Genomic DNA, 26152 nt, shown 5'->3' with positions numbered 1-26152 from the left:
GTATAAAACGAACATATGTTACACGAACAGATAAGAGTTGTGAAGCATTTATTCATCACTGATATGAAAAATTCGTTGGCATTCTTCGGCTATCGACCGGTCGTGAGTTACCATAACAATTGTTTTTCCCTGTTTATGCAAAGTATGAAACAATGCCATGATAGATGCTTCCGTTTTTTCGTCTAACGAACCCGTGGGCTCATCGGCCAAAATTACATCTGCATCGTTAACTATTGCCCGGGCAATTGCCGTCCTTTGACATTGACCTCCCGAGCATTCGGAAGGATAACGGTTTCTTAGTTCAAAGATACCTACCGACTTTAACACCTGGTTAACTTTCTCCGTCATACAAGCTTTGGACATTTTATTGTATTTTAAAGGCAGCATAACATTCTCAAAAACGGTCCGGTCCTGTAAAAGCGCAAAGTGCTGTACAATAAACCCGACATGATTTCTCCTAAAGCGGCTCAGTTCCGCTTCCTTTTTCCCGTTTATATTCTCCCCGTTAAAACAATATTCGCCGCTGTCCAGGGATGTTAGCCCTCCCATGATGTTCAACAGCGTCGATTTTCCCGACCCGCTCCTACCCATAATGGCCACCATCTCACCATGTTTAATCTCAAGGGATAAATGGTGAAGCGCTCGGACTGCCGCTTCTCCGCTTCCGTAAGTTTTGCAGGCGTCTTTGAGTTGAATGTCTGGCATCAATCCTTCCTCCTTAGCATCGTATCCACGTTTAATCGTCTTAAATGAAACAGGGGCTGAATACTGCTTGTCAGCAGCAGCACCAGGCTTAAACCAATCCAAATTGGACTGTACGTGATTTTGTCACCAAACAAAAGTAGAGTAATCAGAAAAGCCAAAAGATGAGCAGCCGCAAAAACAAGAAAGTTTTCCAATAAAACAAACCCCGTAATATGCCGCATACTCCCTCCGCACAACAAGTGAACACCATATTGGCTCCGGTTACGCCTGATCTTGCTGGACATGATAACCGAAAGCGTCAGCACGGCGAAGCCCGCCATCAGCAGGCCAATGGTCAGCATGTGTCCGATATTTTCTCCTGCGGTAAATTTTAATATTTTCAGTTCCCAGGGGGAAGAGTTCCAAATTTCGAAATCAAACATCTGATAGCGCTGTCGTAGTTCTTCAAAATAAGCAGCAAAGCTTGCTAACGTATATCCGTTTTCAAGTTGAATAGTTCCGCTTAATTTAGTTAAATTACTGATTTTTTGAAAAGTATAATCTTCTTCCGTTACCGGCGGTTCGCTGCTCACAACGGATGGCAGCACAATATAACGGTCTAAATAAAGCAGTTCTCCTTGTCCTCTTGCAGGCATAGCGGAGTTCTTTTCCAAAAAACCGACTATTTCCATGGTGAAATTTTTAAAATAATACTGAATTTGAAGATGATCCCCTACTTTATAAACATCATGATACTCATAACCTAAGACGGCCGGCATGACTTCTTGGTTTGACAAACTATAATCGGTTTTATCAAAATCTCTGCCCTGACTTGTGCGGAATGTGAATTCTTTCCATGTCTGTTCATTAACTGCAGCCGCTTTGACAAATGTTAAGTTCAGATCATTGGATTGGTAGTAGGTAGGTTCTCTTCCATCTTCATAGCCACTAGTAAACTTTTCCGAACCTCTAAAATTAGCGACATAAACCGGCTGCATGATGCGTTCCAAAAAAGTGAATTCTTTCTGATTAATAAGTTCACGATGAAAGCCTTTAAAATCTTCTAGCACTCCTTCTCTTCCTAGAAAGGATCTTTCCTCTTCGCCTTTCAGCTTATCCGACAATTCATATCTTTGTTTCTCTTGTAATTGTGCGGCATAATGTTGTTCGCTTTTTTTCATAATAGTCATGTTCGTGAATATGGCATTTAGAACTATAAAAGAAATTGTAAATTGGATTACGATAAGAATGCTGAAAAACTTCCAATTTTTTAAACTTCTAATTGCTTCTGAGACTAACATTATTGGACCCTCCTTACAGCTTGGTCCGTTGATCGTTTCATCATTAAAGTCAAGGGTATTAAGCAGACTACGATCCCAGTCAAAAGCGTACTTCCGTATTGAGCAAGCAAATTTGCTGGAGAGTAAGAAGTTTGCGGAAGAACAACAATTCCGATCATGCTGCCCCCTGTATAAGATAATACGGAAACAGCTAAATAACGCTTGAAGGAATCCCAAAATATTAATCGTGTCGAAAACCCGCACAATTTTTGAATAGCTATCATCTGTTTCCTTTGCTCTACCCAATAGACAGTGAGGGCTGAAGCACATGTTATAAAACTTAAAATTACAAGAGAATCAATCATTTTAAAAATTAACTCGTTCTGAAAAAACCGCCGGAGTCCTTCTCCCGGTACATCTACTTTTTTGACACTACCCCCATTCTGTTCCGAGAAAAGCTGAATGTTTTGAAAGGTTTCTTCGAGATTCTTATTGCCATCCAGAATCCATATTCCTTTAGTGTCTGCCTGGGCATTATCCGTTTGTAAAAAAACCATACGATCCAATTTACTTGGCTTTCCCATCCCGGTAATCCCTATAATTTCGTAGGAGAGTCCGTTATGCGCATAGCGCTCTTTTTCGCCCGTTGTCTTAGGAACATCTCTACCCACGACCGCGATATTTTTCCCTGGTTTGCTTTCACTATCAAAGGAGTGACCTTCAATCATAGGAAAAGGACTAATCGCTCCCTTAAACAACATTTCCCTGATTGCAGGATCGATTTTTTTGTAAAGGATCTCTCCCTGATTTAACATATTACGCAGGGAGCTTTTATCTACTGAGCTTAATCGTTCAAATCTAAAAAATATGGCCTCGTCACCAACATAGTTTTGACTTATTTTTTCAACAAGCTTGTACTTGTCCAGATACGAAACGGCCATACTCGTAAAAAAACCAATACAAACAAAAACAAGAAATAACAAAAGGGACGATGAATTCATTCTAGGCATCCGGTTCTCATCCTTCACTGAAAGATACATTTACATAGCGGATATACGCTAAAAACTAATAGGATATCTAGTATTTTCCATATCGAATCGCTATAAAGTACCTTATCACTAATAGTAATTATTTTCAATTTTATTAAATAATCCCTCTTAACAGCAAAAAAACCAACCTCGCTTTAAAAGCCGAGACTGGTTCTTATTTGTATGCGGTTATTCGTAGACTTAAGCCAATACCGGCTCCAGATGTCTTTTGCTTCCTTCAAGCAGATCACGGAACTGCTGACCGGAAATAACCTCTTCCTTAAGCAGAATATCCAGCGATTGCTCGAATACGATCCGGTGCTTCGTCAGAAGTTCTTTTGTACGAGCCATCAAATCATCGAGGATGGCGTTATTCACTTCCATCAGCTTCTGCTGAGGAACCATTTTCAGGTCGACGATGCCCAGAGACGTCAAGCCCGAAGAAATCATCGTACGGACCATGTCGATAGACTTCTCGAAGTCGTTGCTCGACCCCGTGCTCCGGCCGCCGTAAATAATCTCTTCCGCAGCGGCACCGGCCAGCGCGATCATAATTTGATCTTCGATCGCTTCCTTGGAGTACAAGTACTGGTCCTGCGGCGGGTTATGACGCACATAGCCGAGCGCTTTGCCGCGGGGCCGCAGGGATACCTGGGCGACGGAATCCGGACGCACCAGTTCCGCGATAATGGCATGGCCGAGTTCGTGATAGGCAACGCGGATTTTCTCTTCCTGAGTCGCTTCACGGTCCGTCTGCTCGCCCATCATCACTTTATCGATAGCCGAAAGCAGATCTTTCTGCATAACGGAATCCTGCTGGCCGCGCAAGGCGTAAATGGCCGCTTCGTTCAGCACGCTCTCAAGCTGCGCACCGGAAAATCCGAAGGTCTGCTCCGCGATTTTCTCCAGATCCGCCGCTTCATCCAGCGGCTTGTTCTGGGCATGAATTTTGAGAATGGACAGGCGTCCCTTCTTGTCCGGCAGCTCGACATCGATGTGTCGGTCAAACCGCCCCGGACGGAGCAGAGCCGGGTCCAGCATTTCTTTGCGGTTGGTCGCCGCAATAATGAGAATGCGCGGAGTCGTATTTGTATGAATGCCGTCCATTTCGGTCAGGAGCTGGTTCAGCGTCTGGTCGTACTCGCGCTGCTGTCCGCCGTCGCGTTTGCCCCCGATGACGTCGATTTCATCGATAAAAATAACGGCGTTTTGTTTATTTTCTTTCTGTGCTTTCGTTCTGGCTTCCTGGAACAGGGTACGGATCCGCGAAGCTCCCACACCGACATACATTTCCACAAATTCACTACCGGAAGCGGCAATGTATACGGAATTCGTATGGTGAGCGGCCGCTTTGGCCATCAGCGTTTTCCCCGTTCCCGGAGGACCCGTTAGCAGGATGCCTTTTAGAGGGCGGATGCCGAGCTTTTTCGTTTCTTCCTGTTTCACGAGAAAATCAAGCGCTTCGACGAGCTCTTTCTTGGCGCGTTCCTGACCGCCGATCTGATCGAAGCTGAGGTAGGACGGCTGACGCGTTTTGCCGCGCGTACCGGCTCCCGCGCCGATTCCGATGCCGGAACCCCCGCGGCTTTTCATCATATAAAGAACGGCTGTTATAAGGGCGGCTGTAAACAGTAAAGGGATAATGTTGACTTTAATAAAAGCAAGAAAAATGAAAAGTACCGGAGCAGCGCCAATCGCTATCTCTTTTCCGTATTTGCTCATTTAAACACCCCAACTTTTTCGGCATTTCGCGGCAGCACCACGTATTTGTGCTGATCCCCTTTTTGCAGATGAACGTAAACGTTCTGCTCATCCATTTCGGTTTTGACGACCAAACTGCTGTCTTTGTCCGTTTTGTGTTTTTCCAGTGCCGTAGGTATATCAGCATAGTGACGGGTTTCCATCGCTTGGGCGACATCGAACAGCGCTTGCGCCCACCATTTATCGAGATCCGGAGATTCTTTTGTATTGACCGACAGTTTCACGTCACGGGAACCGATTGTGGAGGCTCCTTCTTTTGTAATGCGACCGTATACTTCTCTTAAGCTTGTGTCAGGTTTGAGGGACAGACGGATCGAAACTTCTCTGTCATTATATGTGACCTGGGATTGCTCAACCCCCGGTGTTTCTTTCACGATATTGCCGAGCGGTTTTCCAATGGCGTAGGTCTGATAAGCGAACCAGCCGCCAAAGAGGAAAAAAGCGGTGATGACGACACTTAACAGGACGGGCAAGAGACGTATTTTACGCAACTTACGTCCCCCTTTCTATATCACTCGTATTTAGCAAATGCTATACGAATAGTATATCACAGTCCGTAACCCGTGGGCAAAGAAAACGGTGGAGTCTTTGACAAATTAACGAAATGAGAGAAAGCTCACCCTATTGAAGGCTGAGCTTAAACGTATCTTCGAGAGCACCCGTTTTTAAATTGTAATAATCGTAGAACGCCCGATCCTGCTCGTCTTTATAAAAGACTTCCCAGACATATTTCCCCTTGAATTCCCCCGCGTTGACGCGCAGAATATCCAGCTTGGGGCTTTTCTTCGCCATGATGCCGCGCACGGCTTCTTCCGTAATGTTCTCGGCCGTCATTTCCGTATGAATTTCGTCTACGGCCAGACCCGTCCCGTCCTGCTTGTGCGGCACCCAGACGATCAGCCCGTTGCCGAGCTTGTCTTCCCCGTACACGACTTCATAGGAGCGGGCTCCGTGAAAAGCCTCGACCCGGTTTGCCTTGGTCATCGTCGTTTTCTCATAAGCCGCCTGAACGGCCTCCGAGTTCGTTTCCCAGTGGGTTGCCTGCACGTTTACGTAAAAACGGTTAATGCCGAATCCAGAAGTCAACAGGACGAACAGACCGATCCAAATCGCTTTTTTGAGCATTGCTATCCCTCCTTCCTTCCGCCGAAGACTAGCTGCTCGTCAAACGGGCGAAACACGACTCGAATTCCCGTTTGATTTTCTCTTCGTCAAGCGTCAGGCATTCGCGGCCCCGTACGATCCAGCTGCCGTCCACGCACACATCTACCACATCATGGGCGGATGCCGAATAGACGATATGGGAAACATAATCCGTACGAGGCAGAAAATGAGGCTGGTCGATATCGAGCGCGATAAAGTCGGCTTTCATCCCCGGCTGGAGCGTACCGATATCGTCAAGCCAGATGGAGCGCGCGCCCATCGATGTGCCCATGGTTAAAGCGGCGGCCGCCGGCACGGCGATCGGATCGCCGGATACGCCTTTATGGATCAGGGCGGCAAGCCGCATTTCCTCGAACATGTCGAGGTTGTTGTTGCTGGCCGCTCCGTCCGTGCCCAGTGACACGTTTATGCCGGCTTTGAGCAGCTCCGGCACACGGGCGACACCGCTCGCAAGCTTAAGGTTGCTCCCCGGGTTGTGCGAAACCCCGACGTTGTATTTGGCAAGAACGGCGATCTCTTCATCCGTTAAATGAACGCCGTGCGCCACGAGCGTCGGCCGCGTGAAAACGCCCAGCTTTTCCAGATGCTCGACAGGCCGTGCGCCGTACTGCTCCGCGTTGGCTTCCACTTCTTTTAGCGTCTCGGACATATGGGTATGAATAGGCAGGTCCAAATCGTGTGCGGCCTGGACAAAACGTTCAATGTAATCCGGCGGACACGTGTAAGGTGCGTGCGGGGCCATCATTGTCGTAATACGTCCGTTCGCTGCGCCGTTCCAATCCTTGGCGAAAGCGACGGCTTCCCGGAGCTTGGCCTCCTGAACGTCGGCCGGACAAAGTCCGATGACACCGCGCGTCAGGCGTGCCCGCATACCGGAGTCGGAAACCGCCTGGGCCACTTCGTTCATATGGTCGTACATGTCGACAAATGTCGTCGTTCCGCCTTTGATCATTTCGAGGATGGCCAGAAGCGTTCCGTAACGCACGTCCTGCGCCGTGAACTTGCCTTCCATCGGCCACATTTTCTCCTCCAGCCAAACCTGGAGGGCAAGATCATCTCCGTAGCCGCGCAGCAGTGTCATCGCCGCATGGCCGTGCGTATTGACGAGACCGGGCATGTAAAGCTTGCGGTCCCCGCGGATGACTTCATCGTAAGTTTCAAGCGGATGCGGCGCATCCTTTCCTATATATGTAAGCTGATTTCCTTCCATAACCATACAGCCTTCGATGACGGGCGCGGATGCGTCCCCCGTTACGAACAAGCCGTTTATGATAATCGTTTTTTTCATGGGATAGCCCTCATTCCGTATAAAGTGCCGAAATCGGCAGTTATTCTTATCTTTTCAATGTACAACGTCACCTGTTTAAAATCAAGCCGAGCAAACAATTGAAAAAACGCTCAACCAGTGATTGCTTTCTGGGGAAATGTTATGATATTTTTAAGTTTGTGAGTTTAAGCTACAAAATTCTACATACATTAAACTTAACTTCACGGAATCTTTACAATCGAATCACTAGGAGGAACCGTAATGGCATCGCTTTTTAGCAGTAAAAGAGGAGACGTCGATTTTTTAAACCTGCTCATTCGGGCGGCAGAAAACACACTCCATGCATCCCAGATGTTCAGAAACGCGATGATGGGAGATAAAATTCCGGAAAACTTTTTCCAGATGATCAAAGACATCGAGAGTAAGGGCGACCAGATCACCCACGAAATCTTTAAAGAGCTGAACAAAGTCTTTATCACTCCGCTTGACCGTGAAGATATTATGGAGCTGGCTTCCAAACTCGACGACGTACTGGACGGCATTGAAGCGACTGCGGCACGTTTTGATTATCTCAACATCAGCCAGACGGACAAGGTTATGCAGGAATTCTCCGCCGTGATCGTGTCCAGCTGCCAACATATGCTCGATGCTTTCAAGCTTCTTTCCAAAAAGAAGTACATGCAGATTCCTCAACATACGGTAGAAATCAATGCGCTTGAGAACGAAGCCGACCGCCTGATGCGCGAAGGCATCCGTGAGATTTTCATTACCAAACGCGATCCTTACGAGGATTTCAAGCTCAAAGAACTTTATGAACGTCTCGAACAGACCACCGATGCATGTGAAGACGTTGCCAACATCTTGGAAAGCGTCGTGCTGCGCTACTCGTAAGCCCAGCAGTTTAGGAGGATTTCATGACGACAACAGTTCTTATTACCTTGATTGCGATCGTTTTTCTCGCCCTTGCCTTTGACTTCATTAACGGTTTCCACGATACGGCGAATGCGGTAGCGACTTCGATCTCTACGCGCGCAATGAGTCCTAAAGTGGCCATTATATCCGCCGCATGTCTGAACTTCGTCGGCGCCCTGTATTCTTCGGAAGTGGCGAAGACGATCGGCAGCGGGATCGCGGATCCGTCCAAGATCAACCACGGTGAATTTATCGTCATCGCGGCCCTGCTTTCCGCCATTATCTGGAACCTGGTTACCTGGTATTATGCCATTCCCTCCTCTTCCTCCCATACGCTCATCGGGTCCATTGTCGGAGCCGTGCTGGCCGGGGCGGGAGCCGACTTCGTCAAATGGGGCGGTCTCGGCAAGATCGTACTGATTCTGGTGCTTTCACCGATAGTCGCGTTTGTAGCCGGCTATATCATCATGACGATCATCAAATACCTCGTTATTCTGACGGGCAACAAATCCCGCTCGAAGCTGAACCGCGTGTTCAAGTTCTTCCAGATTCTGTCCGCCTGGCTGCTGTCCTTCTCCCACGGGGGAAATGACGCCCAGAAAGCGATGGGCATTATCGTATTCGGACTCGTCGCTGCCGGAGCCCAGACAACCATGGACGTGCCGTTATGGGTCAAAATCGCGGCTGCGACCGCTATGGGTCTCGGAACTTCGATCGGAGGCTGGAAGATCATCAAGACGATCTCCAAAAACTTGATCAAAATCGAGCCGATCAACGGATTCGCTTCGGATTTGACTTCCTCCATCGTGATTCAGACTTCCACGCATATGGGGATGCCGCTTTCGACTACTCACGTAATTTCCTCCGCCATCATCGGTTCCGGTTCCGTACTCCGGTTTCATGAGGTGAAGTGGGGTACGGTAACACGCATGGTCGTTACCTGGATCATTACGATTCCGATCAGCATCATTCTGTCTTATGTGCTCTATACCGTGTTGTTTAAGTTCTTCGTATAAATTAAAATTGGATTCCATTAAAAAACCGCCATACGGCCCAAACGGCCCATATAGCGGTTTTTCTGGTTTTTAAGACTAGACCCTCACTTGTTTATTCAGGAAGGTAATAGGCCAAGCTCTGGAGCTCTGCCGTAAAGTCCGCATGATGCACACGGATTTCTTCCGGTACTTTCAAAATGGACGGAGCGAAATTCAGAATCGCTTCGATGCCCGCCTTCACGAACTGGTTTGCGACGTTTTGCGCTTCCGGCGCCGGAACGGTTATGATGCCGATTCGAATGCTGGAATCCCGGATAACATCGGCCAGATGCTCCATGGGCAGAACGCTCATGTTATTGATAACCTGGCCGATCTTGTCCGGCGACGAATCGAAAATCGCCGTTATTTTCATCTGATCACGCAAATAGATGTTATAGTTGCACAGCGCCCGGCCCAGGTTACCGGCTCCCACGAGGGCAACCGGTATTTGGCGGTCAAGCTTCAAAATCTGGCGGATCTTCTCGATAAGATAGGTTACATCGTAGCCGATCCCCTTCTTTCCAAATTCACCGAAGTAAGCCAAATCTTTGCGGATTTGGGCCGGATTCAGATTCAGCTTCTGTCCCAGATCCTGGGACGAAACCGTTAATACGTTTTTCTTCGACAGTTCGTTAAGAAAACGCAGATAGATCGGCAGCCGTTTTACGACTGCCTCGGATATTTTAGGTGACTTCAAGCGAGTTCTCTCCCATCCATTCCTGAATTCTCGGTACGATGCGCTCTACAGGCATATGTTCAATCTTCGGCCCCGGCAGAGAGTAGAGAAAGTGCTTGCCGTACTGTGTCTCGATGACACGCGTATCGTAGATCAGCACAATGCCTTTGTCCGAAGCTCTGCGTACGAGCCGGCCGAACCCCTGCTTGAACCGTATGACGGCCTGAGGCACCGACAGCTTCATGAACGGGTTCTGATTCCGTTTTTTCAGGTTTTCGCTCTTCGCTTCGACCAGCGGATGATTCGGCGGCTGGAAAGGCAGCCGTACGATCGCCAGACACGTCAGAGCTTCTCCGGGAATGTCCACCCCTTCCCAGAACGAGCTCGTGCCCAGCAGAACACATGCTTTATGCTCTTGGAAAAGCCGGGTCAGCTTGCTGCGGTTGCCGGTGTCCACCCCTTGACCGAGCACATGAATCCCCTGCGGACGGAGATTTTCTTTCAGAACCGCGTGGGCCTGCTTCAGCATCCGGTTCGAAGTGAACAGAACGAGCATCCTGCCCCGTGTGGCCACGGCCACATCCGTAAGCGACTCCGTCAGCGCTTTGAGGAACTCCTCCTCGCCGCTGCGGCCTTTTAACATCGGAAAATCCCGCGGAATGCACACAAGCGCCTGCTGCCGGTACTGGAACGGGGACGGAAGCTGGACGGTCTTCAGCTTCGGATTCTTCTCTTCTTCAGCAGGCAGTTTCAGCCCGAGCTGATCCGCCGAATACTGGAACGATTTATTCACCGACAGGGTAGCCGAGGTGAGAATCACGCTCTCCTTGTTGTCAAAGAAATGTTCGCGGATCAGGGGGCTGACGTCCATCGGCACGGAGATCAGATTGATCGAACGGCTCTTGTTGTATGTCCCCGCTTCCACCCAATACACGAAGTTGTCGTCCGCCATCTTCATAAAGAAGCGGAGCGTCTCCTTGGCAGCCTGCAGTTCCTTCGCAACCCCGCCGAGATCGGTTACGAAGCTCTGGACGTCGTATTCTTCCTGGACTTCCTTCAAATCCTGAGCGAGCGAATCGACGGATTTGTACACATCCTGAATATGCTGTTCCAATATCTCTTCCAGATCCGTAAAATCGCTCCAGTTCGGCGGGAGCGACTCTTTCTTCAAACGCATCACCAGAGAACCGGGATCGATCTGGCCGGGCTCGGAATTCGTCTGGAGCAGCTCGTAAAACTTTTCACAGAGTAAATCCCAAGCTTCCTTGATCAGCAGCGTTTTCGGGAAAAGGTTGTCGATGCCGTTCATCCAGGTAGCCGCGCGATAGTCGTCGTCATAGCGCTGCAGCTTCGTCCGGAGAGCCGGCAACTGCCCGTTCCGGCTGTCTTTGAACAGCCAGAGGAGCTGATTGGTCAGTCCCAGATAATGAAGCTCCTTACCCAAATGCTTGCTGGCTACCTCTTCGAAATGATGGGCCTCATCCAGGACGAGGTGCTTATAAGCCGGCAGCACACGGTTCTCGGCCTTCATATCCGTGAACAGCAGCGAGTGGTTCGTAATGACAACGTCCGAATTGTTGGCGTCATGGCGAGCACGGTGATAAAAGCACTTTTTGAACCATGGGCAGTGCCGGTTCTGACACGACTCCGCATCGCTCGATACGGTATGCCAGAAAGCGGCGCCCTTGTTTCCGAAATGCAGCTCCTCTTCGTCGCCCGTCTGCGTCTGACTCAGCCAAACGACCATCTGTGCGGCCGTAATGGCATCCTCCTTGCCCGTGTCGAACTCCTGCATGGAGATGCGGTTCTCGAACTTGCGGAGGCACAGGTAGTGGCTGCGGCCTTTGAGAACGGACGCTTTAAAATTGACCGGGAAAATTTCGTGAAGCAGGGGAATATCCCGCTCCCGCAGCTGCTCCTGCAAATTGATGGTGTGCGTGCTGACCACCACCTTCTCGTCGTGCTTGATCCCGTAATAGAGGGACGGAATCAGGTAGCCGAGCGATTTGCCCGTGCCCGTACCGGCTTCGATCATGAGATGCCGGTCGTTCTGGAAGGCTTCCTCAATTTCGTGAATCATGATTTCCTGGGCTTCGCGGCTTTCGAAATGCTCGAATTTCGCTTTCAAAGCCTCTTTTACCTGTTCGTAAACGTCTTCAAATGAGTCGCTCAGTTCCAGCACATCGTTCTCGTCACGTACCGGGTCTTCGTCCCCCCAGTCCTGCACGTTCAGTGCGAACTGGCGGTAATACTGATGAACCGATGTATCCAGAGGTGTCTGCTGTTCCTTGAACCGGGCGATTTCCGACATAAACCAGCCTAGGTCGCTCGTCTCGGCGGGCAGGATCTGGGCCAGACGCTGAACCGTCAGCAAAGGCAGGGAAAGCAGCCTGTCCAGGCTCATCGTCCAGATCTCCGCCGTAACGTCCGCATCGCTGTCCGCCTGGTGAGGCCGCTCATGCTCGATGCCGAAGGCCGAAGCCACCATGCCGAGCTGATACGTCGGAAGAGACGGAAACACGATTCTCAGCATATCTATCGTGTCCAGGACGCGTCCGGTAAAATCGGGATAGCCCGTTTTACGCAGAGCGCGCTGCAGAAAACCGAGATCGAAAGAGGCGTGGTGAGCCACAAGCACGCAGTCAAAAAGCAGCGGGTACATCTCCGCCATAATATCATCGAGCTTTGGAGCATGCTCCACCATCTCGTCGGTAATGCCCGTAAGCTCCGTAATCGAAGAAGGTATACTGATCCCCGGGTTTACCAGGGAAGTATACCTGTCGGTTACTTCCATATCATCTATAATAACGAGACCGACTTGAATAATATCGTCAGCCGGGCCCGTTCCAGTCGTTTCAAAATCCAAAACCGCAAATTTCATAAGTTCAAGCCTTCTTCCTTTCTCCAGCTTCTATTCTAAGCATACCACATTTAGAGGCCCAGAGGGGAAGTTAGTTTGTCGATTCCACAAATAAAGAGAGCATCCGTTCTTATTTCTTCTTATTCGTTCGATGCGGAAAAAAGCTCCAGACAGTCCGGATCGGCATGATAGGCTTTTTTGAAATACTCAAGCGCCTGTTCCAGATTCCGGTTCTGAAACTGGATGCAGCCCATCGCGTTGTAAGAGATGGCTTTCATCTGTTTATTTTCGGTAAGTGCCAGAAGAAGGGTGAAGTGCCGGGCGGCTTCCGCCGTATCTCCCTGGCGCAAATAGCCCATGGCGAGATAAGCCCTCGCAAGTAAAAAGTCCGGTTCGCGCACAAGCAGAGCCTCGAATTCCCGGGTCGCCTGCTCGTACATGAAGAGCATATAAAATCCCTGCCCGCGGATAAACTCCGCCGCTTCCCTCCCCTCGGCCTGATTAGGCTGATCGGCTTCGGCCGCCGGAGACAAGTCCGGCTGCTGCGGATCGGGTACGGGGGCTGACATAGACGGGACGGACGCGTTTTCGACGGACAGGGTTTTTCCAAGCTTCTCCTCAAAGAGGAGCCAGTGCTCGATACAATCGTCACTAATGGCCTTCAGGGCTGCAAGCTCATCTTCAAGCTCCGCTTTTAACGCGCCTTTCGCATTCGGCAACTGAAGCAGAATTTCATCCAACACTTCATTCATCGTGGCGAACAAATGTTTGAACACTGCGCATCCCCCACCTTCGGCTTTGCTGTCGTACACTCATTCTGCGTTGCCGGAGGTGTTTTCATACAAGTTCTTTAAGGGTGCCAGACGTTACAGTACAGTTGCATGCATTTCCTCTTTTAGCAGCTGGGCCACTTTATTGTTTTCTCCCATGATCGCTACGGTCGGCTTGTGGCGCCGCGCCTCTTCTTCCGTCATCATCGCGTAAGAAATGATGATAACCGTGTCACCCGTCTGCACGAGCCGCGCCGCGGCGCCGTTAAGGCAGATAACACCCGTTCCGCGGGGGCCCGGTATAATATATGTTTCCAGGCGGGCTCCGTTGTTGTTGTTCACGATCTGGACCTTCTCGTTCGGCAGCATATCCACCTGATCCAGCAGATCCTCGTCAATCGTAATGCTTCCGATATAATTAAGATTCGCCTCGGTCACCGTCGCACGGTGAATTTTGGCTTTCATCATGGTTCTGAACATGCGATCACTTCCCCAGGGTTAAAATAGTGTTGTCGATAAGCCGCGTAGCGCCGAATTTAACCGCCAGCGCGACGATAAGCTGTACGGGTACGCCCGTTTCAACCGCTTCGGGCTGCTCCAACTGCGGGTACGTCAAAACCTCTACGTAATCGATTTCCGCGAGAGGGGCTTCTTCAATGATGGCTTTTACGTAGCCGCGGAGGTCTTCCGCCCGGAAAGAAGCGTGCTCCCGCGCCCAGGCTTCCGCGGCTTTCAAGGAGCGGCTCAGAACGAGTGCCTGCTCCCGTTCGTCCCTGCTCAGAAATACGTTCCGGGAGCTCATCGCAAGCCCGTCTTCTTCGCGTAAAATGGGGCACGCCACAATGTCCACGTTCATATTCAAATCCTGGACCATTTGCGAAACGACGGCGACCTGCTGCGCATCCTTAAGTCCGAAGAAAGCTTTATCGGGCTGAACGATGTTGAACAGCTTGGCCACGACCGTAGTCACCCCGTCGAAGTGCACGGGACGCGAAGCGCCGCAAAGTACCGAAGTGATACCCGAAACGGAAACGGTCGTTTTGACCGGTCCCGGGTACATTTCCTCGACCTGAGGCAGAAAAACGATATCTACCCCGGCTTCTTCCGCCAGCTTCAAGTCCCTCTCCGTATCCCGCGGATAACGGTCTAGGTCTTCGGCAGGACCGAACTGCAGCGGGTTGACGAAAATGCTGAGCACGACGATTTCGCTCGCTTCGCGGGCCGCTTTTATCAGACTCAGATGCCCTTCGTGAAGGTAACCCATCGTAGGCACAAAGCCGACCGGGGCCTTAAGTGCCGCCCCGATTCCGGATTTTTTCCGTTCCAGCGTACTGCGCAGCAAAGCAATGCTTTGAATAACTTCCAACGTCTCTCTCTCCTTAACGACTAAAGCTAGGATAACCGTTTATTTAACGGACGTTCCGTACAAATACTGGAGAACTTCGTTATCTCCTTTGAAGCTGTGCTGTTCGGCGGGGAATTTGCGGCCTTTCACTTCGGCCACATACTGCCCGATTCCTTCGCGAATGGCGAGTCCTACCTGCGCATAAGCTTTTACGAACTTTTTGGCCGGAGCATCCGGCTCGTAACCGAGCATATCGTGAAAAACGAGAACCTGGCCGTCGCAGGACGCGCCCGCACCGATACCGATCGTCGGAATGGACAACTTGCTTGTGATCCATTCGGCCAGTTCTTCCGTTACCAATTCCAGTACGATCGCAATCGCGCCCGCTTCTTCCAGCGCTTGGGCGTCTTCCATCAGTTTGCGGGCCTGCTCGGAATTTTTGCCCTGTACACGGTAACCGCCGAGCACGTGAACCGATTGAGGCGTAAGTCCGAGATGGCCGACGACGGGAACACCCGCCTGGGTCAATGCTTTAACCGCATGGGCGATTTCCGCCCCGCCCTCCAGCTTGACGCCTTTGGACAAGCCTTCCCGCATGATCCGTCCCGCGTTCTGAAGCGTCGTATCCAGGCTTCCGTGATAGGTCATGAACGGCAGGTCCGTTACGACAAAAGCCGTTTTGACGGCACGCGTTACCGTCTTCGCATGGTAAATCATTTCGTCCAGCGTGACGGGCAGAGTGGACTCATGACCTTGTATCACGTTTCCAAGGGAATCGCCCACCAGAATCATGTCCACTCCCGCTTCGTCCGCCAGTTTGGCCGTCAAATAGTCGTAGGCCGTCACCATCGAAATAGGTTCCTTGCTCGCTTTCATTTTTTGCAGCTTGACAGTCGTCACCGGTTTGCGCTCTTGCGCCATGTCAATCCCACGCTTTCTTTTTTAATGTGGAAAAAATAAAACCGTGCTTCCGTCCAAGCCTTGACCGGGTTCTAAGCATCAAAAAAACCCTTCAGCAAACAGACTGAAAGGGCGCATAGTCAAAGAATCGTGAATCGTATGATCCTTCTGTCTCGGTCCTTCAGGCTCAGAGCAGAATCAGAAAACACACAAACGTACTTTATGCAATTGTCTAAAGCATTAACCGTATAAGTGCAGTTCCGAAGATACCGCCTTACGGTGACAGTATATCAAAAACCTGTTCTTTTGAACAGACGGTTTAGCGTAATTCGACATCGCCGCTGTAAATTTTAACTTTGCGGCCGTCGTCCGTAAGCACGGTCAGCGCCCCGCTGTCATCGAGCGAATCCGCCCGTCCTTCCAGCATTCCCTCGCTCGTTTTGACCCGGATGGGACAATTCAGCGAAACGCTCATCGCTTCCCACATGATCCGGATGGGAGCGAATCCGTTTTCCAGATACAGATCGTACAGCTGCTCCAGCTCATTCAGAAAAGCCGCAATTATCGCTTCCCGCACAACGGGTGAACCCGATTCCAGCGCAAGCGAAGTGGCCACCGGCTTCAGCTCTTCCGGAAAATCGGTTTCCGTCAGATTCGCCGTAATGCCGACACCGACGATCACATATTTCAGCCGTTCGTCTTCTCCGCTCATTTCAAGCAGAATCCCGCTTACTTTGCGGCCCTTCACAAGAAGATCATTCGGCCACTTAATTCCGACTTCGACGCCGCTTACCCGGCGGATCGCCCGGCAAAGAGCTACCGCGGTAAGGAGGGTAAGCTGCGGAACGAAGTAAACCGGTACGCGCGGCTTCAGGATCAGGCTCATCCAGATGCCCTTCCCTTTCGGCGAGTGCCAGTGCCTGCCCATCCGGCCGCGGCCGGAGGTCTGCTCTTCGGCAAAGATCAGCGTTCCTTCCCCCGCACCTTCCGCGACGAGCCTATGGGCTTCATTCATCGTGGAATCAACAGCTTCACGGACTTCGATATGCCTGCCCATGAATCGGGTCTGCAAAACTTCGTCGATAAGAGCTGCCTGGAGCTTGTCGGGCTCTTCAATAAGACGGTAGCCTTTCCGGGTGACGGCTTCAAACTGAAACCCGTCCTGCCGGAGGCTTTCGATATGTTTCCAGACGGCTGTCCGGCTGCAGCCCAGCTCCCGGCTGATTTGCTCGCCGGACAAATATACGCCCGGATTGCTCCGGAACAAGTCTACAATTCGCTCGCGTACCGCCATGAGTCATTCATCTCGCATTTCTATAGGACGGAAAGCTTCCGTCATTAAGATTTCTTTGGTGTTTTCCAAAAGACCCAAGGCAACCCGCTCCAGAAGCATATTAAGCGTCTCGCCTATCCAGGGTCCCGCTTTTTGCCCGCTTCGCGCCATCAAATCGGTACCCCCGACGGCGAGATCTTTAATTCCATGGACCGGCATTTCGCGTATCCAGGATTCACCGTTAACCAGGTAAACGCCCGCTTCGCCCGTCATAAAGCGGAAAAGTTTATCCAATCCTGCTTCATATGCCGCGGCATCTGCTTCTGCGTCCATGGAAAGGTCCCCGGTGGCTTCATTCCGGCCGGTTGAGCGGCTAGGCGGCGCCGAACCGAGCGGCGCAGCAATCGCGGATGGAGGTGCTTCTTGCTCGTGACGATCGCTTCGCGCCGGTGAAGCTGCAAGGTCGTGCGGCTCACCCTTCAGCGACGGGCCCGAATCCGCGGCTTTCGCGGGCGGCAGGTCCTCTTGCTCACGACGATCGTTTCGCGCGCGTACGCCGGCCTGCTGCCGCCATGCGGTGCGCAGAAGCTCCGCCGCGCGCAGCCAGCCGCGCGCAGCTTCCTTGCCGTGAGCAAGCACGGCAAGCTTAAACCGCGCGGCTGCGCGCTCTTCCGCGGACGCCGGCGCGTCCGTCAGCGGCTGTACCGTCGCTTCTTCAGCGTCATCACGCTGAAGAAGCGCATGCACGGCGAGGATGCGCGTCAAACGCGCAATATCCTCGCCGGGGAACGTCAGAGCGCGCAGCTCCGCTCTGACGGCTTCAAGCTGCTGCGAACCGATCAGCAGCAGCAGAACCGCCCATCTGTCCTCTTCCGCAGGGACAGAGGACAGATGGGCGACGACCGCCCGCGCATGGGGATGTCCCCATGCGGCGAAGGGCAGCGCGAGCGGAGTCTTGGCGTGCCGCCAGAGCCCGCTCGCGAGGAGCAGTTCCGCGGCGCGGGCCGGGTCTGCGCCGCCCACCATGCGCTGGAGCTCCGCGCGTACGCGCTCCATCGCGATGTGCCGCAGCAGAGGGGCCTGCCGCAGCAGAGCCTGCCACGTGGCGTCTTCGATCTCAAGGCCGTATTCGGCTGCGAAACGGATGCAGCGCAGCATCCTCAAAGCATCCTCTCCGAAACGCTCGGACGCCTCCCCCACGCATCTCAGAACGCCTCTGTTCATATCGCTTCGCCCTTCGAACGGATCGATCAGGCTTCCATCCGCGTCCATGGCCATGGCGTTCATCGTAAAGTCGCGCCTTTTCAAATCTTCTTCCAAATCCGTAATGTATTCGACTTCCGCCGGTCTGCGGAATCCCTCGTATTCCGTTTCCTTCCGGAAGGTCGTCACTTCAAAACTGTAAGCCCCCGTCAGAACGGTGACCGTACCGTGCTGCAGCCCGGTAGGCACCGTCTTCGGGAAGGCTTCCATCACTTCTTCGGGTTTGGCCGAAGTCGCGATATCCACGTCTTTTACGGGCCGTCCCAGAACATAATCCCTGACAAACCCGCCGACGAAATAAGCCTCATGCCGCCGGGACCGCAGCCTTTCGAGCACACGGCGCCCTTCTTCGATCATGGTCCGGTTTTTCTCTTCCATGGTATGTACTCTTCCTTCCGTTACCGGAACACGCTTAGCTTTCCGCGCAAGCTTGTTTGTCCACCCGGTGCGACGGAGGCAGTTCTTTGCCGAGAACCCGGTAATAAATTTCCTCGTATTGCATCGTGATCCAGTCGTTGCAGAACGTCGTGCGGGCACGGTTCAGACATGCGGCCGACATTTTTTCGTACGCCTGCGGATCACGGAGCAGCTCGACCGCATACTCCGCCATTTTCTCGGTATCGCCGATTTCCGCCAGAAAACCGGTCTCTCCGTGCGTTACAAGCTCGGGAATACCCCCGGCTATGGAGCCAACCGTCGGCACGCCGCAGGCCATCGCTTCCAGAGCGACAAGCCCGAAGCTTTCTTTTTCCGAAGGCAGAAGCATAACATCACCCAGGGAAATAAGCTGCGCCACATCGTCTTGTTTGCCGCAAAAGTTAACCCGGTCGCTAAGGCCCAGTTCTTTCACGTACGAAATCACTTTGGACAGCTCCGGTCCTTCGCCAACAAAAAGTAGGCGGCTCGGAATTTTTTCGCTGACGCGCTTAAAAATATCGACGACGTCCGTGACCCTTTTGACCGGGCGGAAATTCGAAATATGCAGCAAAATTTTCTCATCGTCCCGGGCGAATTCTTTCCGCAGCGACTTTACGTCACGCGGGTAATAGACCCGCTTGTCCACAAAATTGTAGGTCAAATCGATGTCTCTGGAAATATCGAGCGTTTCTCTCGTTTCCGCGATGAGATCGTTGGATACGGCCGTAACCGCATCGCTTTCGTTAATGGCGTACCGGATCAGATCGCTGATGGACTGGTCTTGGGCGAGTACCGTAATATCCGTCCCGTGGAGGGTGGTAACGACTTTCAGATCCGGGCCTACCATCTGCTTGGCCAGCAGCGCGCAGACGGCATGCGGAATCGCGTAATGAACGTGCAGAAGATCCAGCTTCTGCATCTGAGCGACCTGCGCAAGCTTGCTCGCCAGGGATAAGTCGTAAGGAGGGTAGCGGAAAACGTAATAATCGCTGACCTCTACCTCATGATAATAGATATTTCTATGGAATTTACCCAGCCGGAAAGGCATACTGTGCGTAATAAAGTGGACCTCGTGGCCTTTTTCCGCGAGCAGCTTGCCGAGCTCCGTCGCAACCACTCCGGAACCTCCCAGCGTAGGGTAGCACGTGATTCCGATTTTGAGCTTATCGTTCATGCTCAGGTTCCTTTCTTGGGCAGAAAGTATTGGAGTGCGACGGGCAGCTTGGACATAAACCCTTCCGCGTAAGCCATCATCCGCTTCTGTCCAAGCAGCGCGTCTCTCGCTTCCACGCGTTCCACGTAATTCCGGTTCAGAGGGGTCAGCACGATGTCTTCGCCCACCTGAGGAGGCGTGAATTGGGAACGGTAAGCTTGTAACACTTCTTTCTTGCCGGGGTATGTGTCCGAGACATCTACCACGATGTCCGGGTCAATCGTGTCATTAATGAAATAAAAGAAAAGGCTATCGACTTGAAAAGCTTCGCTTTCAGGCAAATACCGTCTGAGTTTCGCGTTGAAAACCGCTTCCTGGACCAGATGCGAGCACGCGATATGGTCGGGATGGCGGTCTTCCCAGTACGGCGCAAATACAATTTTCGGTTTTCTCAGCCGGATTTCTTTGGTTATCGCGTCAATCTGATCCTTCGAGCCGGCGGATAAGCCACGGTCGGGAAGTCCCAGATTGGAACGGAGCACAATCCCCATCGCTTCCGCGGCCTTGTTCGCTTCTTCCAGCCGGTTTTCAGGCGTTCCGTTCGAAGACATTTCGGACCGGGTCAGATCGCACAAGCCTACGGTATAACCCGCTTTTGTGTGCTTCAGAATGGTACCGCCCATTCCGATCTCCGCATCATCCGCATGTGCCCCGAATACGAGGATATCTACGGTCTGCATTACGCTTCACCCGGCTTGTACTTGTGGACAAGCTCCCGCCATGCGAAATCCCCTCTGTCCAGAGCGCGGACAAGAAGCTCCGCGGTAGCGATATTCGTGGCGACGGGAATGCCCATTACGTCGGATAAACGGAGCAGAGCGATGATATCGGGTTCATGCGGTTGGGCCATCAATGGATCCCGCAGGAAAATAATGAGGTCCATCTCGTTTTGAGCTACCATCGCACCGATCTGCTGATCCCCGCCAAGAGGACCTGACATAAAGCGGTGGATCGTCAAACTTGTATTTTCCATAATCCGTTGGCCCGTAGTTCCGGTTGCGAATAGCCGGTTCCCATCGAACACCTTTTCATAGGCGGTTACGAAATTGACCATCTCGTCTTTCTTGCGGTCATGGGCGATTAAGGCAATATTTAAGCTCACTTGTAAACTCTCCCTTCCCTGCCTCCAGGGGGTCTGCTGATATGTATGTTTCGTTAGAGGAGCATAATAAATAGGTTATAGAAAGTCCGCTTGCGGGAATGAGAAGTTCGGTCAATCAGTCGATAAAATGTTCGAACCCGTAGATCATGCCTTCATAAGTCATCACTTTATGCACGGCTGTATTGACGCCCGGCATGTAAGCCGCCCGCTCGTAAGAATCATGGCGGATTTTAAGCGATTCTCCGTATGCCCCCATAATAACCTCCTGCTGGGCAAAAACTCCCGGAAGCCGGACACTGTGGATACGGAAGCCGTTATAATAAGCTCCGCGCGCTCCTTCAAGCTGTTCCTCTTCCTTGGGATTACCTTGCCGGAATTCTTCCCGGTTCTTGGAGATCAGTTCAGCCGTTTTGACGGAAGTGCCTGAAGGGGCATCAAGCTTCTGGTCCCCGTGATATTCGATGATTTCCAGGTGAGGAAAATATTTCGCCGCCTGGGAAGCGAATTTCATCATCAGAATAGCGCCGATGGAGAAATTGGGAGCGATCAGTCCGCCGATTTTTTTCTCCTTGCATTGTTTGTCCAACTCTTCGATATCCCGTGTCGTAAAGCCCGTCGTTCCGATTACCGGTCTAACGCCGTGACGGATAGCCAGCGCCGTATTGGCGACAGCGCTCTGAGGTCCGGTGAAGTCAACCAGAACGTCCGCTTTGCCTTCAACCATTGCCAGTTCCAGATCGTTGGACATTTTAACGCCGCAATCCGGAAGCCCCACCAGAGAGGCCGCGTCTACCGGACCGGAGGACCGGTCAACGGCAGCCACCAGCTTTAATGAAGAATCTCCGAGCACCATTTTTACTACTTCACGGCCCATCCGTCCGCTTGCTCCGGCAACCGCTACTTTAATTACTTCTTGAGTCATCACATATACCGCCCTTTCTTATCTTGTGCAGTGTTTAAGGTTTCAAATACTGGCGCAGCTTCCTGCGGTACTCATCCAGCAGTTCCGCGGCTGCTTTATTCAGCGGTTCAAGGCGAATGGCCTCTTCGGCCGCATGTACGGCCAGATCAAAGTCGTTTACGCCCGCGTAAGCGGCTGCTAGCTTCAAGCAGGCCTCGGCACTAAGCGGATCCAGGGCAGCCGCCTGCTTCAGCAGAACGATCGCGGTTTTAAGCTGCTCCCTGTCCTTGCTTTGGTCCAGACACTTGTCCGCTTCCGCAATCAGTGCTTTGGCTTTCAGCGTAGTCAGATGATACTCATAAGCTTCGCTTTCGGGTTCCAGTCCGTAAGCGTCGACCGCATGCTCGATCGCTTTAGCGAGCTTTCCGCTCCTGGCGTACGTAATCGAAAGCTTATAATGGTAAGAAGCGTTGCCTGGCTCCGCTAAAACCGCCTTTTCGAACCAAGTGATCGCCTCTTCAAAATCATTGTTCAGAATAGCCTCGTAGGCCTTCTGAATTTCGTGTTCCCCGTCCATCCGTCCATCCTCCTTCCGCCCGCAAAAGAGCCGGGGATGGTACAGCATATGAGGTTTAGTCGGAATCGGTGTTTATTTTCGTCCACCTGTCCGCATCCCGGGTGTTGAACTTCTTCATCACTTTATCGTGCGCTTCCGTTAAATCAATCCCCAGTGAATTGGCGAAGCAAATGGTGATAAATAAAATGTCACCGAGCTCCAGCTCTATCGAATTTTCTTCTTCGGACGCTTTTTTAGGCTTTTCCCCGAACTGGTGATTGACTTCCCTGGCCAACTCTCCGACTTCCTCGGACATTCTGGCCAGCATGGCAAGCGGACTGAAATAGCCTTCTTTAAACTGCGATATGTATGTATCCACTTCCTGCTGCAGATCCTTCATTGAACGTTCCGCCATAAAAGGGCCTCTCTTTCTTTCCAGCCTAACTTAAATCTTACCAACATCTTATTATAGACTCGTTTTTATTGCAATTTTCGATTTTCGGACAACACTTTCCTTGTATGACATTCAGACTACAGGGAAAACCAAAGATAAGCAGCAAGCGAAGTCATACAAGAAGGCGGGATTCAGATGAAACGGCTGTACAGTTTTTCGCTCTGCGTAATGATGCTCTTATCCGTATGCGGCACCTGCATCGCGCAATCCGCTGACCGGAACACTAAGGGAGAACCTGGAACGCTCGGTTATCCGGGTAATCGGCCCTCTTCCTACGGAACTCAGCCGGTCAAGTCCGGCATCAGCGGGTCCGCCGGAACGGCCGATCCTTCGGAGTATTCTAACGGCGGCGTAGGCACCAGCCTGCCCCAGCCTCCGCTGGACCCGACTCCCAAGCCGGGCGATTACCCTCCATCCAAACCATATAACGTCAATCTGATGCAGTTCGACTCCAAAGTATCCGACTCCGCAAGGAGAGACGATCCCGATTGGGATTGGCTGGGCTTTATAGGTCTGCTCGGATTAGCCGGCTTTGTGGGTAAATACCGCAAAAAAGAATTTTACTAACGGTTTTTCTTCCCATGCAAAAAAACAGGCCAATGAATCGAACGGCCTGTTTTTCCTTTATGATTGGCAGGGGAAAACTATGTTCCGGCAGGGACCCGGATGACAACGGACCCGAATTTCATTACAATAGGATTGGTGATGAGTGGCAAGACCGGGAAGGAGGAAACAATCATGGCCATGGCATTAAAAGATAAGACAATGCCGTATTTGAAGCAGTTTTTGCCGATCGCATTCGGAACCGCCATCTTTTCGTTCGGGGTGCATTATTTTGTTATTCCCAATGAGCTTATGGAAGGCGGACTAACGGGTATTTCGCTGCTTCTGCACTATATTTTCCAGCTTCCGCCTTCCGCAACGACGCTCGTACTGAATGTGCCGCTCTTTTACTTGGGATGGAGACATTTCGGCTCCAAAGCTATGGTCTACACGATTTTCGGGTCTCTTTCTTCGTCGTTTTTCTTGTGGGTTATGGAAATCATGATCGGCAAAGGATGGATTATCCCCTTCATTACCAAGCAGGATTATTTGCTTGCCGCATTGTATGCGGGATTTACGATAGGCCTTGGACTCGGCATCGTATTTCGTTTCGGGGGAACGACCGGGGGATCGGATATTCTTGCCCAGCTCGGCAACAAGTGGAAGGGCTGGAGCGTCGGGCAGGTCATCCTGCTCATCGACCTCATCGTGATCGGCACGTCTTTACTCTACATACCGAAGGAAAAAGTACTCTACTCGCTGGTCAGCGTGTTTATCGGCTCCAAAATGATCGACTACATTACCGAGGGCTCGCATTCCGCCAAAGCATTTACGATCATTACCAATGATGCGGAACAAGTGTCGCAGATGATTCAAAAGGAGTTGGACCGGGGAGTCACCCTTTTCCCGGCCAAGGGAGCTTTCTCCCGTCAAGAGAAAGAAGTGGTCTACTGCGTAGTCTACCGGCAGGAAATGAGGCGGCTTAAAGAACTGGTCAAATTCATTGACCCCGCCGCATTCATCATTATCAACGAAGTGCACGAAGTACTGGGAGAAGGCTTCAAGGTTGACTAGAAGCCTTCTTTATTTTTATGCCGGACGGTGTCGTAACCCGGCTTCAGCCGGAACATCCTCCAACCGGCAAACAGCAGGACGCCGATGATGAACGCGCCGACTCCCAGTGACCAGAATACCGGTTCCTGCGTGTCGGGCAGCGGCAGAAAAGCTTCGCGGTCGGAACGGCCGAATATCGCGTCGATCGTCTTGCCGAATTCCTCCGAAGCTCGAAGCACATTCTCCTTGTCGGGAGCGGGCGCGGACAATTCCTTTTTCATGAACACGAGAAGGGAATCCAGCTTCTCCACTTCCGCGGGAGCACGGCTGATAAGCAGGGCCGGACGAATCGTCGACATATGCCGGTACAGCTTGTTGTAATCCAGTAAAGCTTCAAGTTTTTTGCGTGCCGCCACGTTCGCACCGATTCGTTTCAGGTCATCTTTAATCAGCTTGTAGTACTGGAGCCACATCGGCTGTCCCCGGTGGGTCAGCGCGTCGGCGGCCAGTCTTATTTTTGCGGCGGCAAAGCGCGCTTCATCCAGGGAAAAAGAAACAGAGGCATAGGTTTTCTTCGCCTCCGTGATCGTTTCCGTCAGAGCGTGCAACCCCTCTATCGTAATCGAACCGTCATACGTCAGCTTCGTCGCAAGATCTCCGAGCTGCTCCAGTTCGATTCTGGCTTCGGTCGTTTTCCCCTGCTCCGACAGCTTGTACAGCTGTTCTGCGGCTTCATTCAAAGCTTCAGCCGTCTTCATTTGAACCGGAGTCATCGATGCCGCGGGAACCGCTTCTTTCGGAGCGGGCGCACATCCGGCCGCTGCCGAAATGAAGATTGCCCATGCTCCGAGCAATCCGATCATCCGCCTGCAAGAACTAAACAACATGTGGACATCCCTCCTACCACATCATATGGAGGGATGTCCACATTTAGACCTTGCGGCGCCGGTGTTTTTGATAAGGCAGCCAAGCAAGCGCCACAAGAATGCCCGCAGCGCTTAACCCGATCGTAAACCACTGGATCGTATCCAGATGAGGCAGGAGAACCTCGGAAAGTCTGGGGAATATTCCTCTTGTGTAGTCCATAAAGTCGTTCGCGAACACCCAAACGGCTACCAGAATCAAGGCGGGAACCGAGTAGGTCATCACCGAAGCGAATAAAAGCGCCTCAACCGCCATACCCAGATGAGAAAGGGTAAGCATCCAGTCCTGCCAGGCGATCGGATCTCCCAGCGCATAGCCCGACCAGATCATGGCTACGGCCCAGATCCCGTATTTGAAGGAGGTCACAAGCCCGAACGCTTCGACAAATCCCCGCAGCAGCGACCGTTTTCCCAAGCCGACTCCGTTCGTCCGTTCGTCTCTTAACAGATAAAGCAGGGTAAGCGTAAAAAACAGGCTTGCCGTCGGGCTGTCCGGAACAAAAGGCAAATACCAGACAGGCTCAAAATCGTACGTATCTATCAGTTGATATTTATACCAATAGTAGCCGTATACCGTTCCTAAAGCATTCATCCAAAACAGCAGCCAAAGCATAGGCCGGCTTCTCAAGAGAGTAAGCGCCTGATGCAGGATGGCGTTATTTCTCATCGTTCTGCTCCTCTCGGAAATCCGGCTAACGGATCTCTTGCGTTGCGTACAATTCTCGTTTTACAAAAAAACCTGACCGTCTGCGTACGGTCAGGTTCTTAGACTG

Annotated in this window: 27 protein-coding genes; 4 read left to right on the top strand and 23 right to left on the bottom strand. The window is 51.6% G+C overall.

Annotation, left to right across the window (positions count from 1 at the left end):
- Positions 1-48 precede the first annotated feature (48 nt).
- From ABC395_RS09295 to ABC395_RS09265, 7 genes are all read right to left on the bottom strand, one after another.
- Positions 49-705 carry an ABC transporter ATP-binding protein gene (locus ABC395_RS09295; protein WP_413002445.1) on the bottom strand — a complete coding sequence of 219 codons (657 nt, stop codon included), beginning with the start codon at positions 703-705 and terminating at the stop codon, positions 49-51.
- Positions 705-1985, bottom strand: a complete 1281-nt coding sequence (locus tag ABC395_RS09290; protein WP_413002443.1) for a hypothetical protein — start codon at positions 1983-1985, stop codon at positions 705-707. The genes ABC395_RS09295 and ABC395_RS09290 overlap by 1 nt, the downstream gene beginning before the upstream one ends.
- The gene (locus ABC395_RS09285) at positions 1985-2974 is read right to left on the bottom strand and encodes an FtsX-like permease family protein (RefSeq protein ID WP_413002442.1); all 990 of its coding nucleotides are present in this window, start codon (positions 2972-2974) and stop codon (positions 1985-1987) included. Before ABC395_RS09285 ends, ABC395_RS09290 begins: the two co-directional genes overlap by 1 nt.
- 219 nt (positions 2975-3193) lie before the next feature.
- The gene (locus ABC395_RS09280) at positions 3194-4714 is read right to left on the bottom strand and encodes an AAA family ATPase (protein ID WP_413002440.1); all 1521 of its coding nucleotides are present in this window, start codon (positions 4712-4714) and stop codon (positions 3194-3196) included.
- Positions 4711-5244: a hypothetical protein gene (locus tag ABC395_RS09275; RefSeq protein ID WP_103995075.1), complete on the bottom strand. Its 534-nt coding sequence runs from the start codon at positions 5242-5244 to the stop codon at positions 4711-4713. The genes ABC395_RS09280 and ABC395_RS09275 overlap by 4 nt, the downstream gene beginning before the upstream one ends.
- A gap of 130 nt (positions 5245-5374) precedes the next feature.
- On the bottom strand, positions 5375-5878 hold the full coding sequence (locus tag ABC395_RS09270) for a cell wall elongation regulator TseB-like domain-containing protein (protein WP_413002438.1): 504 nt from the start codon (positions 5876-5878) through the stop codon (positions 5375-5377).
- 28 nt (positions 5879-5906) lie between these two features.
- The gene (locus tag ABC395_RS09265; RefSeq protein ID WP_413002437.1) at positions 5907-7205 is read right to left on the bottom strand and encodes an amidohydrolase; all 1299 of its coding nucleotides are present in this window, start codon (positions 7203-7205) and stop codon (positions 5907-5909) included.
- A gap of 240 nt (positions 7206-7445) precedes the next feature.
- On the opposite strand from ABC395_RS09265, the gene ABC395_RS09260 reads away from it, so the two are divergent.
- Positions 7446-8075, top strand: a complete 630-nt coding sequence (locus ABC395_RS09260) for a DUF47 domain-containing protein (protein WP_009675522.1) — start codon at positions 7446-7448, stop codon at positions 8073-8075.
- Between the two features lie 23 nt (positions 8076-8098).
- Positions 8099-9112 (top strand): inorganic phosphate transporter, encoded by a 1014-nt coding sequence (locus ABC395_RS09255; RefSeq protein ID WP_413002434.1) that lies wholly within the window; start codon positions 8099-8101, stop codon positions 9110-9112.
- A gap of 91 nt (positions 9113-9203) precedes the next feature.
- Here the strand turns inward: ABC395_RS09255 and ABC395_RS09250 are convergent, their stop codons facing one another.
- The 14 genes from ABC395_RS09250 to ABC395_RS09185 all read right to left on the bottom strand — a co-directional run bounded on the left by ABC395_RS09250 (position 9204) and on the right by ABC395_RS09185 (position 22821).
- Positions 9204-9827 (bottom strand): redox-sensing transcriptional repressor Rex, encoded by a 624-nt coding sequence (locus tag ABC395_RS09250; protein ID WP_103995079.1) that lies wholly within the window; start codon positions 9825-9827, stop codon positions 9204-9206.
- Positions 9814-12714, bottom strand: coding sequence for an ATP-dependent DNA helicase DinG (gene dinG / locus ABC395_RS09245; protein WP_413006713.1), 2901 nt, complete (start codon positions 12712-12714; stop codon positions 9814-9816). The genes ABC395_RS09250 and dinG overlap by 14 nt, the downstream gene beginning before the upstream one ends.
- 92 nt (positions 12715-12806) lie before the next feature.
- The gene (locus ABC395_RS09240; RefSeq protein ID WP_413002432.1) at positions 12807-13442 is read right to left on the bottom strand and encodes a tetratricopeptide repeat protein; all 636 of its coding nucleotides are present in this window, start codon (positions 13440-13442) and stop codon (positions 12807-12809) included.
- 90 nt (positions 13443-13532) lie between these two features.
- Complete coding sequence (gene panD, locus ABC395_RS09235) at positions 13533-13916, bottom strand: aspartate 1-decarboxylase (RefSeq protein WP_009675514.1); 384 nt, start codon at positions 13914-13916, stop codon at positions 13533-13535.
- Positions 13917-13920: 4 nt separating this feature from the next.
- Entirely contained in the window at positions 13921-14802 is an 882-nt protein-coding gene (gene panC, locus ABC395_RS09230) for a pantoate--beta-alanine ligase (RefSeq protein ID WP_413002429.1), read from the bottom strand.
- Between the two features lie 39 nt (positions 14803-14841).
- Positions 14842-15702, bottom strand: coding sequence for a 3-methyl-2-oxobutanoate hydroxymethyltransferase (panB, locus tag ABC395_RS09225; RefSeq protein WP_413002427.1), 861 nt, complete (start codon positions 15700-15702; stop codon positions 14842-14844).
- Positions 15703-16000: 298 nt separating this feature from the next.
- Positions 16001-16975 (bottom strand): biotin--[acetyl-CoA-carboxylase] ligase, encoded by a 975-nt coding sequence (locus ABC395_RS09220; RefSeq protein ID WP_413002425.1) that lies wholly within the window; start codon positions 16973-16975, stop codon positions 16001-16003.
- Positions 16976-16978: 3 nt separating this feature from the next.
- Positions 16979-18595, bottom strand: a complete 1617-nt coding sequence (locus ABC395_RS09215) for a CCA tRNA nucleotidyltransferase (protein WP_413002423.1) — start codon at positions 18593-18595, stop codon at positions 16979-16981.
- Positions 18596-18629: 34 nt separating this feature from the next.
- Positions 18630-19808, bottom strand: coding sequence for an N-acetyl-alpha-D-glucosaminyl L-malate synthase BshA (gene bshA, locus ABC395_RS09210; RefSeq protein WP_413002421.1), 1179 nt, complete (start codon positions 19806-19808; stop codon positions 18630-18632).
- Between the two features lie 2 nt (positions 19809-19810).
- A complete protein-coding gene (gene bshB1 / locus ABC395_RS09205) occupies positions 19811-20527 on the bottom strand; it encodes a bacillithiol biosynthesis deacetylase BshB1 (RefSeq protein WP_413002419.1) in 717 nt (238 codons plus the stop codon).
- Positions 20527-20949 carry a methylglyoxal synthase gene (locus ABC395_RS09200; RefSeq protein ID WP_103995087.1) on the bottom strand — a complete coding sequence of 141 codons (423 nt, stop codon included), beginning with the start codon at positions 20947-20949 and terminating at the stop codon, positions 20527-20529. Before ABC395_RS09200 ends, bshB1 begins: the two co-directional genes overlap by 1 nt.
- Before the next feature lie 115 nt (positions 20950-21064).
- Positions 21065-21871 carry a 4-hydroxy-tetrahydrodipicolinate reductase gene (gene dapB / locus ABC395_RS09195; protein ID WP_413002417.1) on the bottom strand — a complete coding sequence of 269 codons (807 nt, stop codon included), beginning with the start codon at positions 21869-21871 and terminating at the stop codon, positions 21065-21067.
- Positions 21872-21905: 34 nt separating this feature from the next.
- Entirely contained in the window at positions 21906-22427 is a 522-nt protein-coding gene (locus ABC395_RS09190) for a tetratricopeptide repeat protein (RefSeq protein WP_413002415.1), read from the bottom strand.
- A gap of 55 nt (positions 22428-22482) precedes the next feature.
- Positions 22483-22821: a nucleotide pyrophosphohydrolase gene (locus tag ABC395_RS09185; protein ID WP_218229830.1), complete on the bottom strand. Its 339-nt coding sequence runs from the start codon at positions 22819-22821 to the stop codon at positions 22483-22485.
- Between the two features lie 174 nt (positions 22822-22995).
- On the opposite strand from ABC395_RS09185, the gene ABC395_RS09180 reads away from it, so the two are divergent.
- Positions 22996-23427, top strand: coding sequence for a WGxxGxxG family protein (locus ABC395_RS09180; protein ID WP_413002413.1), 432 nt, complete (start codon positions 22996-22998; stop codon positions 23425-23427).
- 171 nt (positions 23428-23598) lie between these two features.
- On the top strand, positions 23599-24477 hold the full coding sequence (locus ABC395_RS09175) for a YitT family protein (RefSeq protein WP_413002411.1): 879 nt from the start codon (positions 23599-23601) through the stop codon (positions 24475-24477).
- On the opposite strand, the gene ABC395_RS09170 is transcribed toward ABC395_RS09175, so the two are convergent.
- The gene (locus ABC395_RS09170; RefSeq protein ID WP_413002409.1) at positions 24474-25343 is read right to left on the bottom strand and encodes a sporulation protein YpjB; all 870 of its coding nucleotides are present in this window, start codon (positions 25341-25343) and stop codon (positions 24474-24476) included. The two genes, ABC395_RS09175 and ABC395_RS09170, sit on opposite strands and share 4 nt — an antisense overlap.
- 43 nt (positions 25344-25386) lie before the next feature.
- Complete coding sequence (locus ABC395_RS09165; protein WP_413002407.1) at positions 25387-26046, bottom strand: DUF1405 domain-containing protein; 660 nt, start codon at positions 26044-26046, stop codon at positions 25387-25389.
- Between the last annotated feature and the right edge of the window lie 106 nt (positions 26047-26152).

It is taken from the genome of Paenibacillus canaveralius (assembly GCF_047238265.1).
Classification (GTDB): Bacteria; Bacillota; Bacilli; order Paenibacillales; family NBRC-103111; genus Paenibacillus_F.
The sequence above is the reverse complement of the archived record's forward strand: the minus strand, read 5'-3'. Positions and strand labels throughout refer to the sequence as shown.

Bases quoted from the DNA above. Each gene is read 5' to 3' on its own strand.
- ABC395_RS09295 (WP_413002445.1), bottom strand. From the start codon at position 705: ATGCCAGACATTCAACTCAAAGACGCCTGCAAAACTTACGGAAGCGGA.
- ABC395_RS09290 (WP_413002443.1), bottom strand. From the start codon at position 1,985: ATGTTAGTCTCAGAAGCAATTAGAAGTTTAAAAAATTGGAAGTTTTTC.
- ABC395_RS09285 (WP_413002442.1), bottom strand. From the start codon at position 2,974: ATGCCTAGAATGAATTCATCGTCCCTTTTGTTATTTCTTGTTTTTGTT.
- ABC395_RS09280 (WP_413002440.1), bottom strand. From the start codon at position 4,714: ATGAGCAAATACGGAAAAGAGATAGCGATTGGCGCTGCTCCGGTACTT.
- ABC395_RS09270 (WP_413002438.1), bottom strand. From the start codon at position 5,878: ATGCTCAAAAAAGCGATTTGGATCGGTCTGTTCGTCCTGTTGACTTCT.
- ABC395_RS09265 (WP_413002437.1), bottom strand. From the start codon at position 7,205: ATGAAAAAAACGATTATCATAAACGGCTTGTTCGTAACGGGGGACGCA.
- ABC395_RS09260 (WP_009675522.1), top strand. From the start codon at position 7,446: ATGGCATCGCTTTTTAGCAGTAAAAGAGGAGACGTCGATTTTTTAAAC.
- ABC395_RS09255 (WP_413002434.1), top strand. From the start codon at position 8,099: ATGACGACAACAGTTCTTATTACCTTGATTGCGATCGTTTTTCTCGCC.
- panD (WP_009675514.1), bottom strand. From the start codon at position 13,916: ATGTTCAGAACCATGATGAAAGCCAAAATTCACCGTGCGACGGTGACC.
- panB (WP_413002427.1), bottom strand. From the start codon at position 15,702: ATGGCGCAAGAGCGCAAACCGGTGACGACTGTCAAGCTGCAAAAAATG.
- ABC395_RS09220 (WP_413002425.1), bottom strand. From the start codon at position 16,975: ATGGCGGTACGCGAGCGAATTGTAGACTTGTTCCGGAGCAATCCGGGC.
- ABC395_RS09215 (WP_413002423.1), bottom strand. From the start codon at position 18,595: ATGGAAGAGAAAAACCGGACCATGATCGAAGAAGGGCGCCGTGTGCTC.
- bshA (WP_413002421.1), bottom strand. From the start codon at position 19,808: ATGAACGATAAGCTCAAAATCGGAATCACGTGCTACCCTACGCTGGGA.
- bshB1 (WP_413002419.1), bottom strand. From the start codon at position 20,527: ATGCAGACCGTAGATATCCTCGTATTCGGGGCACATGCGGATGATGCG.
- dapB (WP_413002417.1), bottom strand. From the start codon at position 21,871: ATGACTCAAGAAGTAATTAAAGTAGCGGTTGCCGGAGCAAGCGGACGG.
- ABC395_RS09190 (WP_413002415.1), bottom strand. From the start codon at position 22,427: ATGGACGGGGAACACGAAATTCAGAAGGCCTACGAGGCTATTCTGAAC.
- ABC395_RS09185 (WP_218229830.1), bottom strand. From the start codon at position 22,821: ATGGCGGAACGTTCAATGAAGGATCTGCAGCAGGAAGTGGATACATAC.
- ABC395_RS09180 (WP_413002413.1), top strand. From the start codon at position 22,996: ATGAAACGGCTGTACAGTTTTTCGCTCTGCGTAATGATGCTCTTATCC.
- ABC395_RS09175 (WP_413002411.1), top strand. From the start codon at position 23,599: ATGGCCATGGCATTAAAAGATAAGACAATGCCGTATTTGAAGCAGTTT.
- ABC395_RS09170 (WP_413002409.1), bottom strand. From the start codon at position 25,343: ATGTTGTTTAGTTCTTGCAGGCGGATGATCGGATTGCTCGGAGCATGG.
- ABC395_RS09165 (WP_413002407.1), bottom strand. From the start codon at position 26,046: ATGAGAAATAACGCCATCCTGCATCAGGCGCTTACTCTCTTGAGAAGC.